This window comes from Exiguobacterium sp. K1 (assembly GCF_033721435.1).
In the GTDB taxonomy this organism is placed as follows: domain Bacteria; phylum Bacillota; class Bacilli; order Exiguobacteriales; family Exiguobacteriaceae; genus Exiguobacterium_A; species Exiguobacterium_A artemiae.
The window spans coordinates 257693-271134 of record NZ_JAOTIT010000001.1 but is presented as its reverse complement, the minus strand read 5'-3'; the positions used below and the strand labels follow the sequence as shown (position 1 = coordinate 271134).

The 13442-nt window shown below is 47.9% G+C and carries 14 protein-coding genes and 1 other annotated feature; of the genes, 1 reads left to right on the top strand and 13 read right to left on the bottom strand.

What is annotated here, in order from left to right:
* Positions 1 to 44: 44 nt before the first annotated feature.
* The 13 genes from fabF to N7U64_RS01230 form a co-directional block, all read right to left on the bottom strand.
* On the bottom strand, positions 45 to 1283 hold the full coding sequence (gene fabF, locus N7U64_RS01290) for a beta-ketoacyl-ACP synthase II (RefSeq protein WP_214763572.1): 1239 nt from the start codon (positions 1281 to 1283) through the stop codon (positions 45 to 47).
* A gap of 1 nt (position 1284) precedes the next feature.
* Complete coding sequence (locus N7U64_RS01285; protein WP_290827166.1) at positions 1285 to 2229, bottom strand: beta-ketoacyl-ACP synthase III; 945 nt, start codon at positions 2227 to 2229, stop codon at positions 1285 to 1287.
* A gap of 111 nt (positions 2230 to 2340) precedes the next feature.
* On the bottom strand, positions 2341 to 3045 hold the full coding sequence (mtnN, locus tag N7U64_RS01280; protein ID WP_131502701.1) for a 5'-methylthioadenosine/S-adenosylhomocysteine nucleosidase: 705 nt from the start codon (positions 3043 to 3045) through the stop codon (positions 2341 to 2343).
* 58 nt (positions 3046 to 3103) lie between these two features.
* Positions 3104 to 3577 carry a transcription elongation factor GreA gene (gene greA, locus N7U64_RS01275; RefSeq protein ID WP_318928037.1) on the bottom strand — a complete coding sequence of 158 codons (474 nt, stop codon included), beginning with the start codon at positions 3575 to 3577 and terminating at the stop codon, positions 3104 to 3106.
* A gap of 56 nt (positions 3578 to 3633) precedes the next feature.
* A complete protein-coding gene (udk, locus tag N7U64_RS01270; protein ID WP_012370936.1) occupies positions 3634 to 4281 on the bottom strand; it encodes a uridine kinase in 648 nt (215 codons plus the stop codon).
* A 20-nt stretch (positions 4282 to 4301) separates the two neighbouring features.
* A complete protein-coding gene (locus N7U64_RS01265; protein WP_012370937.1) occupies positions 4302 to 4943 on the bottom strand; it encodes an O-methyltransferase in 642 nt (213 codons plus the stop codon).
* Between the two features lie 72 nt (positions 4944 to 5015).
* Positions 5016 to 6164: an endolytic transglycosylase MltG gene (gene mltG / locus N7U64_RS01260; RefSeq protein ID WP_318928030.1), complete on the bottom strand. Its 1149-nt coding sequence runs from the start codon at positions 6162 to 6164 to the stop codon at positions 5016 to 5018.
* 81 nt (positions 6165 to 6245) lie between these two features.
* Positions 6246 to 6542: a DUF1292 domain-containing protein gene (locus N7U64_RS01255; RefSeq protein WP_233494510.1), complete on the bottom strand. Its 297-nt coding sequence runs from the start codon at positions 6540 to 6542 to the stop codon at positions 6246 to 6248.
* Positions 6526 to 6813, bottom strand: coding sequence for a DUF1292 domain-containing protein (locus tag N7U64_RS01250; protein WP_014970868.1), 288 nt, complete (start codon positions 6811 to 6813; stop codon positions 6526 to 6528). The genes N7U64_RS01255 and N7U64_RS01250 overlap by 17 nt, the downstream gene beginning before the upstream one ends.
* Positions 6814 to 6825: 12 nt before the next feature.
* Positions 6826 to 7248: a Holliday junction resolvase RuvX gene (gene ruvX, locus N7U64_RS01245; protein ID WP_012370941.1), complete on the bottom strand. Its 423-nt coding sequence runs from the start codon at positions 7246 to 7248 to the stop codon at positions 6826 to 6828.
* Entirely contained in the window at positions 7245 to 7514 is a 270-nt protein-coding gene (locus N7U64_RS01240) for an IreB family regulatory phosphoprotein (protein WP_026827846.1), read from the bottom strand. Before N7U64_RS01240 ends, ruvX begins: the two co-directional genes overlap by 4 nt.
* A gap of 34 nt (positions 7515 to 7548) precedes the next feature.
* A complete protein-coding gene (alaS, locus tag N7U64_RS01235) occupies positions 7549 to 10191 on the bottom strand; it encodes an alanine--tRNA ligase (protein ID WP_290827177.1) in 2643 nt (880 codons plus the stop codon).
* Between the two features lie 61 nt (positions 10192 to 10252).
* Positions 10253 to 10470 (bottom strand) — a binding site (T-box leader).
* A gap of 42 nt (positions 10471 to 10512) precedes the next feature.
* Positions 10513 to 12738 carry an ATP-dependent RecD-like DNA helicase gene (locus tag N7U64_RS01230; protein ID WP_318928022.1) on the bottom strand — a complete coding sequence of 742 codons (2226 nt, stop codon included), beginning with the start codon at positions 12736 to 12738 and terminating at the stop codon, positions 10513 to 10515.
* Between the two features lie 116 nt (positions 12739 to 12854).
* Here N7U64_RS01230 and N7U64_RS01225 point away from each other — a divergent pair, with 116 nt between their 5' ends.
* Complete coding sequence (locus N7U64_RS01225; RefSeq protein WP_290827179.1) at positions 12855 to 13403, top strand: VOC family protein; 549 nt, start codon at positions 12855 to 12857, stop codon at positions 13401 to 13403.
* The last annotated feature ends 39 nt before the right edge of the window (positions 13404 to 13442 follow it).

Here is a 13442-nt window from a genome sequence, read left to right as displayed (position 1 = left end):
ATCCGAACCGTTAAATCGCTTTTCTGCTTCTATTCCGCACAAGATTATGCGTGATATCGTTTAAAGACAAGTGAAGCATTATGACCACCGAATCCAAGAGAGTTACTGAGTGCATACTCAAGATCCCATGACCGGCTTCCCTCGCGTACGTAATCGAGATCACACCCTTCACTCGGTTGTTCCAAATGAATCGTCGGGTGAACGATTTGCTCTTGCAACGATTTAATCGTTGCGATGGCTTCCACTCCACCGGCACCGCCGAGCAAATGACCAATCATCGATTTCGTCGAGTTGATGGCTAATTTTTCAGCATGTTCGCCGAAGACTGTATGAATTGCTTTCGTCTCTAACACATCGTTCATCGGTGTACTCGTTCCGTGTGCATTGATGTATTGAACGGCAACCGGTTCGATACCTGCATCTTTAATCGCCATCGCCATTGCGCGCGCTCCGCCGTCACCGTCTGGATCTGGTGCTGTGATATGGTAAGCATCGGCTGTTAATCCGTATCCGCTGACTTCTGCATAGATTTTGGCACCGCGGGCGATTGCATGTTCATACTCTTCAAGTACCAGGATTCCGGCACCCTCTCCCATGACGAATCCGTCACGGCCTTCATCAAACGGACGGCTTGCCGTGTTTGGATCATGGTTCGTCGACATCGCTTTATTGGCACAAAAACCAGCAAATGCAAGATTGGTAATCGGTGCTTCTGCTCCACCGGCGATCATGACGTCCGCGTCACCGCGTTCAATGACGCGTAACGCTTCACCAATCGCGTTCGTACCGGAAGCACATGCAGTGACGGAACAGTTATTCGGTCCTTTTGCGCCTGTATAAATCGAAACTTGGCCACTCGCCATGTTTGGAATCATCATTGGGATGAAGAATGGGCTGACACGACGATGGCCCCGTTCAAAATAGATTTTCGCCTGTTTTTCAATCGTCTCGACGCCGCCGATACCGGATCCGATCCAGACGCCGATACGTTCAGCATTGGCTTTAACATCCAAATCAGCATTTTTGACGGCTTCCATACTTGCGACGAGCGAATAATGGACGAAACGGTCCATTTTCCGGGCTTCCTTGGCTTCAATGAATTCTGTTACATCAAAATTCTGTAATTCTCCCGTTACTTTCGTCGGATACTCATCGATATCGAGACGTTCCATCGGACGAATCCCGTTTTCACCGGCTTTTAAGGCATTCCAGAATGTATCGACATCATTACCGATTGGCGTCAGTGCGCCCATACCTGTTACTACTACACGTTTTCTCATCATTTTATGTGTTCTCCCCTTTAGTCCAAGTAATGTAAGCTGCTCCCCATGTCAAACCTGCGCCGAATCCGGCGAGGACAAGTGTCGTCCCCGGTGACAATCTTCCTTGTCGCCGTGCCTCTTCTAGTGCAAGTGGTATTGACGCAGCAGATGTATTCGCATGTTCGTCAATCGTCACGATTACTTTCTCTTCTTCAATCCCAAGCCGTTCACGTGCTGCATCAATAATCCGTAAATTCGCTTGATGCGGAATCAGTAAATCAAGTTCGGCCAGGGTTCCGTCCGCTTTTTGAATGACTTTCTCCACGATGTCCGGTAATTTGCGGACTGCGAACTTAAAGACTTCCCGGCCGTTCATTTCAATCGGACCATCCAAGTTTTTAAATAACAGATGTGCTCCGCGGCCATCCGTGCCCAGTTCAAAGGCATTCAATCCTTGTTGCTCGGTTGGACCGAGGACAACTGCCCCGGCACCATCACCAAACAAGATGGCCGTCGACCGGTCTGACCAGTCAACGATGCTTGACATCTTCTCTGCTCCGATGACAAGTGCGTGTTTTGATCCCGTTGCCGTCATCATACTCGAAGCCGTCTGTAGGGCAAAAATGAATCCGCTGCAGGCTGCGCTGATATCAAAAGCTGTTGCACCGAGTGCACCGATCCGCTCCTGAACGATACAGGCAGTCGACGGGAAAGCACGTCCGGTTGCCGTACCGACAACAATCAATCCGATGTCTTCTGCTGTCAGGTTAGCATCTGCTAATGCTTTTTCCGCTGCTTCCGTCGCTAAATCCGTGACATCGACTGCATCATCTGCAATCCGCCGCGCCCCGATTCCTGTACGTGTCCGAATCCATTCATCACTCGTATCGAGTGTCGCTGCTAAATCATCATTTGTCATCCGATGTTCGGGTAATGATGTACCGAGTCCTACAATTCCGATATTCATATGATTGCTCCTTTGAAATTAGTATCTGGTACTAATATAAAGCGTTAAACACATTTTGTCAAAGAGAAAAGAAGGCCTCCCATTGAGAGACCTTCCTTTACGTCATCCAGATTACTCTGAATCAGCTAATGTGCGGACGACTTCCATGACCATCTTCGCTGAATTAATCGAAGCAATCTCCAAGAATTCATCAAATGACAGAGATGCTTCTTCATCGGCACTGTCAGAAATCGAACGTGTCACGACGAACGGGACATCGAATTGATGGCAAACTTGCGCAATCGGCGCTGCTTCCATCTCAACTGCCGCTACATCCGGGAAGTTCGTTTTAATGAGGTTCGAACGCTCTGTATCATGAATGAATGAATCACCTGTCACGATCAAGCCATGGACGACCCGAATCGCATCCATCCGTTCAATGACAGCTTCCGCTGTTGCAATCAATTTCGGATCAGCTGTATAGGCAGCCGGCATTCCCGGTACTTGACCATACTCGTAACCAAACGCTGTCACATCAACGTCGTGATGACGGACTTCCGTCGAAACGACGACATCTCCGACTTTCAGACCGGCTCTGAATCCGCCAGCTGAACCGGTATTGATGACGGCACTCGGTTTGAAATGATCGAGTAACAACGTCGTTCCGATAGCCGCATTCACTTTTCCGATACCGGATTTTAAGATGACGACCGGTACACTGTTCAACAATCCTTCATAAAAATGATAGTTGGCAATGACGGTATCTTTTCGTTCCGATAATTCATTTCGAAGTAAGTTTACTTCTTCTTCCATTGCTCCGATAATTGCGATTGGCATCTCTTTTTCCCCCGTTCAAACAGAAAACCGGATTGCTCCGGCTGCTGTTCATTCGTATTTACTTGATTGATGTAATTTTTACAGCGAAATCTCCGCCTGGTGCTTGGACAGAAACTTGCTCGCCGACACTGTGGCCGAACAGACTTTTCGCAATCGGTGATTCGTTCGAGATTTTTCCTGTGAACGGATCCGCTTCTGCACTACCAACAATCGTATACGTTTCTTCTTCGTTGTCTTCAAGGATCAAGAATGTAACTGTCGTCCCGATACCAACGACCGAGATATCCTTCTCATCTTCCGAGACGATGGCAACGTTGCGTAACATCTCTTCCAATTGAGCAATCCGGCCTTCGACCATTGCTTGTTCTTCTTTCGCTGAATCATATTCCGCGTTTTCCGACAAGTCACCAAATGAACGGGCGATTTTAATATTTTCGACAACTTCTTTACGGCGGACTGACTTCAGTTCGTTTAATTCGTTTTCAACATTCGCTTTACCTTCAAGCGTCATGTAATACTGTTTTTCTGCCATTTTTGTCACGCTCCTTTTTATTCCACTAGTATAGTATATTCACATCTTTTTTGGAATCAATATCCTCTTTGATCAAGTGAAGACCGATAATCGAGAATCGCACGGATCTTCGTGACGAGTAAATCAATCGCCACGTGGTTTTCGCCACCTTCAGGAACAATGATGTCTGCATACCGTTTTGTCGGTTCACAAAACTGGAGATGCATTGGACGGACAACTTTCGTATATTGCTCGACGACGGAATCAATCGACCGTCCCCGTTCATTCATATCACGTTGCATCCGGCGCAGAATCCGAACATCGGCATCTGTATCCACGAAGACTTTAATATCCATCAATTCCCGTAAACGTTCATCTTCAAGCGCTAAAATACCTTCGACGATGATGACGTCACGTGGATCAAGCGGAATCGTCTCCGTTGCCCGTGTGTGCGCAACGTAATCATAGACCGGTTTTTCAACCGCCTGATTTTCTCGCAGTGCCTTAATGTGTTCAATCAGCAAATCATTGTCAAAGGCAAACGGATGATCATAGTTTGTTTGATAGCGCTCTTCCATCGATAATTCACTTTGGTCCTTATAGTAAGCATCCTGCTCGATCATGACGATGGATTCACTCGGGAATGCGTCGACAAGTGAACGTGCGACCGTCGTCTTTCCTGAACCTGTTCCTCCAGCCACACCAATTACAACCGGTTTTTGCATTGAATTCGTACCTCCATCATTCATTCCGACTTTACTTTCCGACTGACGGACACGCCGTCTCCAAGCGGGAAAATCGTCGTATCATATTGGTCTTGCTCCATCATCCATGCCGTAAATTCTTTGACCAGACGGACAAGCCGCCGTCTTCTCCGGTCAAACGTCTTCGGATCCGTCTCCAGGACATCCCCGTGCAAAAATAGGTTATCCGTATATAAAACTCCGCCTATTGGCACCAATCGCCCATAACCGTTAAAGAATTTTTTATACTGCCCTTTGGCCGCATCGATGAACACGGCATCAAATTGCTGTTCAAGGGTTTCGGCTAATTCTACTGCATCCGCAAAAACGATGTCAATCCGGTCCGCAACGTCCGAACGTTCAATGAACATCTTGGCCTCGGCGTATCGTTTCGCATTTCGTTCAACGGTCGTGATCCGGGCATCCGGCAAGGCGCGAGCCATCCGAATCGCACTGTACCCAATCGCTGTGCCGAGTTCGAGAATTCGTTTCGGTTGTTGTAACGTCAACAACGATAATAAAACTTCCGATCCCGTCAGTTCGATGATTGGAATATGGTGCTCTTTCGCGTATGCTTCCATTTCCTGTAACAAGGGATCACGTGGCCGAATCATCCCTTCGACATACGCTGTAAAATCATTCATTCGGAATTCACTCCTTCTGCGCATAAACAGGTTGACCGGGAACGAACATACCGTTCCCGATCAACCTCCTGTTCATTGCTCTTTACTTGCTTCGTATTCGACCCATTCCGGTTTGTACTTCACAACATTACGTTGATGTTCCTCATAGGTTTCCTCATAAAGAATTTGACCGCGTGGATTTTTATCACTTGGTGGTCGGGCAAAGAAATAAACGTATTTCGTCTTTTTAGGATTAAGGACGGCAAGAATTGAATCTTCACTGACGGTTGAAATCGGACCGATCGGAATCCCCTCATACTTGTACGTATTGTATTTCGAATTGTTCTCCAAATCCTTTAATGTCGTCAATGCTGTATTTTCTCCTGTACCGTACCAGACCGTTGGATCCGATTGGAGTTTCATCCCGTCGTTCAGTCGGTTCGTAAAGACACCGGCAATCTCACGACGATCGTCTGGTGTTGCGGCTTCCCGCTCAACCATGGATCCGAGACTCAGCACTTCATGGAAAGTCATGCCTGATTTCTTAATAGCATCGGCATTCGCATCATATATCTTTTCCATCTCATCCAACATCGTTTCGGCAATTTGATTGATGCTTTTTCCTTTGTCGAATTCGTATGTCGCCGGGAAGAGATAGCCTTCGAGAGAATAGAGGACGCCCTGCTTCGTTACTTCGTCCGTCAGCATCGGATACTTTTCAATCAATGTTTTGATATATGCCTCATCTGTCAGAGATTTACGGATGGAGTCAGCTTTAAAACCGGTTGCCTTCGCGATGATGGCAATTTGACGGTCCATCGTGATTCCTTCAGGGAGCGTGATTTTGACATCTGCTGCTTTCATGACGGTTCCGGTCTTCAACTCATTGATAATTTCGTCCGGTGTCATCGCTTGAGTCAACGTGTATGTCCCGGCTTGGAATGACGATTCATTCTTATAGCGGACATAATAGCGGAAAATCGTTTCGTTCGCGATTAAATCTTTTTCTTTAAGAATGCTTGAAATCGTACTTGTACCGGCGCCTAAAGGAATCTCAACCTTGACAGACTTCGTCGCCTCTTCGTTGACCGGTTCGAGTGAACTCTTTAAAAAGATGTAGATGGCTGCTCCTGCTACTAAGAAAATCGTGAACAATACTGAAAGGATGATTAACGTAATCCGGCGCGATGTCCGGCGACGTTTCTTTTCGATTTCAGCATTTTTCTTCCATTCATTCTCCATCGGTTCCTCCTTCTTCTCTTAAAACAAGGTGATATCGAAAGAGCCATTGCTCTGACGACACCACCTTATACACGAGTCGGTTTAGTCAAGCTCGTCTTCTAATGTATTAAAGACTTCTTCAATTTCATCCCAAGTTTCTGCATCGTCTTCTGCGATTGGGACGAGGTTAAAGTCATCATCGCCGTCACCGTACTCTTCTAACTCATAAACGAAGATGTCGACTTCTTCTGCTTCATCATAATCCGCGCCGACCGGCTCGAGGAAAATGTAAGTTTTGCTTGAACGTGGGCTTTCATACCGTAAACGCTCGGCAAATTTAAATTCGTTTCCTTCTCCATCGGGAATTACGTAATGTGTAGGTTCATTCTGTTGCATCATTCATCCGCTCCTTTAATGCAGTCTCAAGTTCATCCCAAGTCTGCTCATCGTTTTCATCAATCAGGCTCAATTCAAAATCATCTTCGCCTTCGCCAAACTCGTCGATTTCACAAATGATTAAATCATCTGCGCCCTCTTCCGGATGACCAATCATTTCGAGAAATAAATAGGTCTTGCCGGTTCGCTCACTGACATAACGGTACCATTCTTCGAAAAGATGTTCGCCACCGTCTTCATCAGGAAAGAGATACTGCCGTTTTTCTTCAGACATCTCATTTCCTCCTTATCGATTTGCCCGATCCAAATAAGATTGCAGGATCATGACTGCTGCCATCTTATCGATGACTTGTTTCCGTTTTTTCCGACTGACATCGGCATCGATCAGCATACGTTCTGCCTGCATCGTCGTCAGTCTCTCGTCGACAAGAACAGTCGAAAGGCCCGTCTGGGTTTCGATTTCACGCGCGAACGCTTCACTCGCCTCAGCTCTGGGACCAATTGACCCATTCATGTTTTTCGGATGTCCGATGACGATGATTTCGACACCGTATTCCTTAATAATTGCCTCGAGTCGTTTGAAGGCGACCGGGTATTCAGGTTCTGTCCATTTGATGGTTTCGACGCCTTGTGCTGTCCAGCCCATCAAATCACTCACCGCAACACCGATCGTCTTCGAACCGACATCAAGTCCGATGGCACGCTTCATTTTTTGTCTCCACTCTCCGATAGATAAGATTTCACGAGTTCTTCCAGTAGTTCATCACGCTCAATCTTTCGGATCATATTACGTGCATCGTTATGACGAGGAATGTAAGCAGGATCACCGGAAAGTAGATATCCGACGATTTGGTTGATCGGATGATAGCCTTTTTCTTCTAAAGCATGATAGACCGTCAGCAATACTTCGCGTGTCGCCGCCTGGCTATCGTCTTCTGGAAAATTAAATTTCATCGTTTGATCCATCTGACTCACGTTAATCACCTCTTTCATTTACACTACTTCTCTATTATGCCAGTGATTGCACGTAATGTGAAGTAAACGCAAGAGCTTCATTTAATTTTGCAGGATCTTTTCCGCCGGCCTGTGCCATGTCCGGACGACCGCCGCCACCGCCGCCGCAACGAGTCGCTACTTCCTTGATCAATTTACCGGCATGGTACCCTTGATCGATTAAGTCTTTTGAGACACTCGCAACGAGGTTGACTTTGTCTCCCTGCGCACTACCGAGGACAATGATTGCCGAACCGAGACTTGACTTCAGTTCGTCCATCATGCCGCGAAGGGCATCCATATCCGAGACGTCGACTTGCTTCGCAAGCACCTGGACGCCGTTGATCTGCTCGACATCATCTTTAAGTGACGCCGCTTCGATGTTTGCAAGTTTTGCCTGCAATGATTCGTGTGCCCGTTCCGTTTCGCGAAGCTGAACTTGAAGTGCTTCGATTCGTCCCGGTACTTCCGTCGTTTTCGTTTTCAGGACACGTGCTGCCTGCTCGAGTGTCTGCAGGTGACCGTTCATGACATGATAGGCTCCAGCGCCTGTGACGGCTTCGATTCGTCGTGTGCCAGCTCCGATTCCTGATTCGGAAACAATCTTGAACAGACCGATTTCTGCTGTATTGCGGACGTGGATTCCGCCACACAGTTCGATCGAATATGTTCCAGCCGAAACGACACGAACCGTCTCGCCGTATTTTTCACCGAACAGTGCCATTGCCCCTTTTGCTTTTGCATCAGCAATGTTCATTTCTTCAATTTCTACTGCAAGTGATGCCCAAATTGCTTGGTTGACATCCTGTTCGATTGTTGCTAATTCTTCAGCCGTCACTGCTCCGAAGTGCGAGAAGTCAAAGCGCAGACGATCCGCTGAAACAAGTGAACCCGCTTGGTTGACGTGTGTTCCGAGTGTGTCTTTCAACGCTTTATGCAACAAATGGGTTGCCGTATGGTTTTTCGTGATGGCTTGACGCGATGATGCTTCGACCGCGGCATGAACGGATGCATCTGCTAAAGCAATTCCTGTCCGGACCACAACGGTATGCAGATTTTGACCGTTTGGTGCTTTTTGAACATCTTTGACATCGAGGACGAAATCCGGACCCGTGATCGTTCCTGAGTCTGCCACTTCTCCGCCACTCTCTGCATAAAACGGTGTAACATCAAGCAACAATTGTGCTTCTTCGCCGGCAGCGACTTCTGTCACTCGTTCTCCATCATGCAACAAAGCAATGATTTTTGCATCCGCCTCAAGGTCCGTATAACCAACGAATTGACTTGGAACAGTCAAAGTTGCCAATACTTCTGATTGCTGTTGCATCGAACCGCCGTCTTCACGGGCAGCACGGGCACGTTTCCGTTGCTCATCCATCGCCAGTTTAAACCCTTCTTCATCGACGGACATCTGGTGATCTTCTGCGTATTCAACCGTCAGTTCGAGCGGGAAACCGTACGTATCATACAAACGGAAAGCATCTTCTCCGCTGATGACATGTTCGCCGTTATTTTTGGCTGCTTGTGCCACTGTGTTCAGGATGGCAAGACCGTCATGCAGTGTCTCGTGGAATCGCTCTTCCTCGTTTTTGATGACACGTTTGATGAAATCTGCTTTTTCCGGAACTTGCGGATAAAAATCGACCATGACGCTGCCGACTGTATCAACGAGTTCGTACATGAACGGACGTTCGATTCCGAGCATTTTTGCATAACGGACAGCACGACGGAGCAGTCGGCGTAAGACATAACCGCGTCCTTCGTTCGAAGGTAACGCTCCGTCTCCGATGGCAAAGGCAACCGTCCGGATGTGGTCGGCGATGACTTTAAACGCGACATCCAGTTTTGTGTCTTCGCGGTAACGTTTCCCGCTGATTTCTTCCGTTTTGTGGATGATCGGCATGAACAGGTCGGTGTCAAAGTTCGTCGGTACGTCCTGCATGACGCTCGCCATCCGCTCAAGACCCATTCCGGTATCGATGTTTTTACGCGGTAATTCTGTATAGTTGCCATGTCCGTCATGATTATATTGACTGAACACGATATTCCAGATTTCAAGGTATCGTTCGTTTTCGCCGCCCGGATAGAGTTCAGAGTCGTTCGGATCATCTCCGAAAGCCGGTCCACGGTCGAAGAAAATCTCCGTGTTCGGACCTGAAGGACCTTCCCCGATTTCCCAGAAGTTATCTTCAAGCGGGATGATGCGCTCGGCCGGCACACCCAGTTCGAGCCAGATTTGACGTGCCGCGTCGTCTTCCGGATGAATCGTTACGGAAAGACGATCCGGATCAAGACCGTACCACTCGTCACTCGTCAAGAGTTCCCAGCCCCATTTGATCGCATCTTCGCGGAAGTAATCGCCGACCGAAAAGTTTCCGAGCATTTCAAAAAATGTATGGTGACGTGCTGTTTTCCCGACGTTTTCGATATCGTTCGTCCGGATCGATTTCTGTGCGTTGACAATCCGTGGATTTTGCGGAATGACCCGTCCGTCAAAATATTTTTTTAACGTAGCAACACCTGAGTTGATCCAGAGTAACGTCGGATCCTCAATTGGAACGAGTGATGCACTTGGTTCGATTGCGTGCCCTTTAGACTGGAAAAAGTCGAGATACATTTGACGGATTTGTGCACCCGTCAACGGTTTTAATGGTTTCATCGAAAATACCCCCATTGATTAATTTGTCCTGAACGCAAAAAAAACGATACATTCATCCCTGAAAAGGGACGAAAGCATCGCTCTCGTGGTACCACCCTCGTTCGTAAAGACAACTGCTCCCTTTACCTCGAAAAATCCGTTAACGGAGATTACCCGCAAGTGTTTGCACTCGACTCCGGAAGGAGCTTCAATCGAATCGTCATGAAGATGGTTCCAGCAATTCCATCTCTCTCTGGTCATAAAAATTACGATTTACTTATCTTCCATCAACGTTTTGCGTCCATTCATCTACCGTGATTATTACCTATCTGATGCATTCAGTCAAGTCTTTGTCATACCGCCGAGCCGTTCAATGAGCCGTGTCCGCCGGCGCGGCTCTTCCTCTTGTGATGCTTTATGGAAGGCACGGGGATCTCCGAACAACAGCAGACTGGCTTTGGCCCGCGTGACGGCTGTATAGATGAGGTTCCGGGAATGCTTGAAGGCACCGGTGAAAAAGACCGGCATCAACACGATCGGAAACTCCGATCCTTGCGCTTTATGAATCGTAATCGCATAGGCATGCGTAAATTGATCCCAATCACTCCGGTTATATTCAACTTCCGTCTGATCGAACCGGGCAATGATTTTATCCACCTTATCGACATTTTCCTTTGCGAAAAAGATATTGACGATTTCACCGATATCACCGTTGTAGACATTCTCTTCCGCATTGTTGACGAGCTGAAGAATCTTGTCTCCGCTCCGGTAAATCCGTGTCCCTTGTTTGACTTCCCGTTTTTTCGGCGCTTCCGGATTGTAGACTTTTTGCAGAACGATATTCAATTCGTCGATGCCCACCTGTCCCCGGTACGTCGGCGCTAAAATTTGAACGTCAAACTTCGAATATCCTTTTGCCAGTGCTTTTTCGGCAAAAGCCGCGATACCGCGCAACGATTCCTGCGGAGCAAGCGAATAAAAACGACGGTCGGATAAAGGGGCCAGCAAATCAGCCGAAGTGACACGATTTTTTAAATCGTGGGCCAACCGGAGAATCGAGGAATCTTCCGCTTGACGGTGGACGACGTTGAGTCGGACGACTGGAATACCGTCCGTATCCATCAAGTCGGCAAGGACTTGTCCCGGACCGACCGATGGCAGCTGGTCACGGTCGCCGACGAATAAAATCTTCATCCCGTTTGGCACTGCCCGTAACAAACTCGATAACAGATAGATGTCGATCATGGACGATTCATCGATGATCAGTACTTTACCGGCAATCGGTTGGTCTTCGTCCAGTTGGAAGTTCGTTCCGTCATATTTTAATAGGCGGTGAATGGTCATCGCCGGAACATCCGTTGCTTCCGACAGCCGTTTGGCCGCCCGTCCGGTTGGGGCGACGAGCACATACGGATAGACTTCACCTGACTTGACCTGGCTTTTTTCAAGCGGCCAATCATGTATTTCTTGAAGCGCATGCAAAATCCCTTTGATGACCGTCGTCTTCCCGGTTCCGGGTCCACCCGTCAGAACCATCAACGGCGCCTTAACCGCAAGCTCAATCGCCTCCCGTTGCTGAACGGCGTATTCCATACCAAACCGTTCTTCAAGTTGACCGATGGCTGACAAAATCGTCGCTACATCGACTTCCTGCTCGGATCCGTTCGCCATGACACGGGCCAACTCTTTTGCCGCCCGGACTTCCGCATAGAAGATCGTCGGCAGATACAAACAACCTTCTTCGAGTTTGACCTTATCTTCCGTCAGTAACAGCTCGATGGCTTGTTCCAGGCGTTCACCCGGATCCTCGCCAAGTAGACGCGGTGCCCGCTGTAACAGGGATTCGACCGTCGCGAATGCATGCCCTTCTCCCGCTTCCTGTTCGAGGATGTGCATGATGGATGCTGCGACCCGTTCCGGATGCAGTCCGATAAGTCCGAGGTGCGAGGCAATTTGGTCGGCCGTCTTAAAACCGATTCCACTGACCTCATACATCAAGGAATAAGGATTTTCACGAATTCTCGCCATCGCATCCCCTTCGTACGCTGCATAAATCTTTGCTGCGAGTTTTGGGGTGACATCAAACGGTGCTAAAAAAAGCATCAGTTGATCGACACCGTATAAGGTCGCAAGCCGGCTGAAGATGACATCCGCCTGCTTCTGTTTTAACCCGGGGACACGATCGAGTGCTTTACTGTCCTTTAAGATGATGTCAATGGCATCTTCACCGAGCTCATCGACGATATTTTTCGCTGTTTTCGGACCAATGCCGGTAAACGATCCGTTCGTCAAAAAACGGACGGCAGCGTGTTTCGTCATCGGGACCGAACGCCGGATCAACTCTGCTTTTAGTTGTTTGCCAAATCGCGGATGATCAATCAACCGTCCGAACGCTTGATACGTTCCGCCGAGTTCGATTCCGACACCGGTTCCCGTAACGACAAGCTCCGTTTCTTTTAGTTCAAAGTTTTTTTCCTTGATCGCCATCAGGACGATGGAATGGGCTTCTTCTTCGGAGGAAAAAAGCACACGTTTGATACGACCGACTACTTGATGGGGGTGCTCCATCACTCCACCTGCTCTCTTTCTGGACTCCGTTACTCAGTTATTATCATAGCATTCGTTTAAGGGATTTTAAATGAGGGAAACATTCCTTCATATATTATCTGAATGGAGGAACAAACATGGGACGTCTGCCGATTGCAGGATTATGTGAATTAGTTTTAGAAGTGCAGGACATGGACCGGGCCGTCGCCTTTTGGAACGGAACGCTTGGAATTCCAATCGTCGAACAATGGGCACCGGAAGATGCAGAGCCGAGTCATGAACAGGAAAAACAGGATGGGGTTTGGGCGACATGGTTGTACATCGGAGGAAACACCCGTCTCGGTCTTTGGCTCAAACGGGACTTTACGATGGAAGAACGGACCGTCAAAAACCTTCCCGTGACAGAATGGGACAGCTTGTATGATGAAGGCGGCGTTCATGTCCATTGTGCCTTTTATATTGAGAAAGACGAATTTAACGAAGCACTTGATTTGCTTCGGGGTGCATCGATTGACGTCAAGATTCGGGAATGGGATGAACAAGAGACGTCTAATGACAAGGAATACTCGGCTTATTTTAAAGATACAGAAAACAATGTCATTGAGCTCTATACGAAAAATATGGATGAAGCCTATGAGGAATTTTCCGGTCCGCCACTACGCATCGTCCGCGAAGTCGGCCATTAAAAAAAAGACTCTGCTGAATCGATTGCCACAAGCCGTCGA

Coding starts and splice junctions, on each gene's coding strand:
- N7U64_RS01225 (WP_290827179.1), top strand. CDS start 12,855: ATGGGACGTCTGCCGATTGCAGGATTATGTGAATTAGTTTTAGAAGTG.
- N7U64_RS01230 (WP_318928022.1), bottom strand. CDS start 12,738: ATGGAGCACCCCCATCAAGTAGTCGGTCGTATCAAACGTGTGCTTTTT.
- N7U64_RS01255 (WP_233494510.1), bottom strand. CDS start 6,542: ATGATGCAACAGAATGAACCTACACATTACGTAATTCCCGATGGAGAA.
- N7U64_RS01285 (WP_290827166.1), bottom strand. CDS start 2,229: ATGAATATCGGAATTGTAGGACTCGGTACATCATTACCCGAACATCGG.
- mltG (WP_318928030.1), bottom strand. CDS start 6,164: ATGGAGAATGAATGGAAGAAAAATGCTGAAATCGAAAAGAAACGTCGC.
- fabF (WP_214763572.1), bottom strand. CDS start 1,283: ATGATGAGAAAACGTGTAGTAGTAACAGGTATGGGCGCACTGACGCCA.
- N7U64_RS01250 (WP_014970868.1), bottom strand. CDS start 6,813: ATGTCTGAAGAAAAACGGCAGTATCTCTTTCCTGATGAAGACGGTGGC.
- alaS (WP_290827177.1), bottom strand. CDS start 10,191: ATGAAACCATTAAAACCGTTGACGGGTGCACAAATCCGTCAAATGTAT.
- greA (WP_318928037.1), bottom strand. CDS start 3,577: ATGGCAGAAAAACAGTATTACATGACGCTTGAAGGTAAAGCGAATGTT.
- mtnN (WP_131502701.1), bottom strand. CDS start 3,045: ATGCCAATCGCAATTATCGGAGCAATGGAAGAAGAAGTAAACTTACTT.
- ruvX (WP_012370941.1), bottom strand. CDS start 7,248: ATGAAGCGTGCCATCGGACTTGATGTCGGTTCGAAGACGATCGGTGTT.
- N7U64_RS01265 (WP_012370937.1), bottom strand. CDS start 4,943: ATGAATGATTTTACAGCGTATGTCGAAGGGATGATTCGGCCACGTGAT.
- udk (WP_012370936.1), bottom strand. CDS start 4,281: ATGCAAAAACCGGTTGTAATTGGTGTGGCTGGAGGAACAGGTTCAGGA.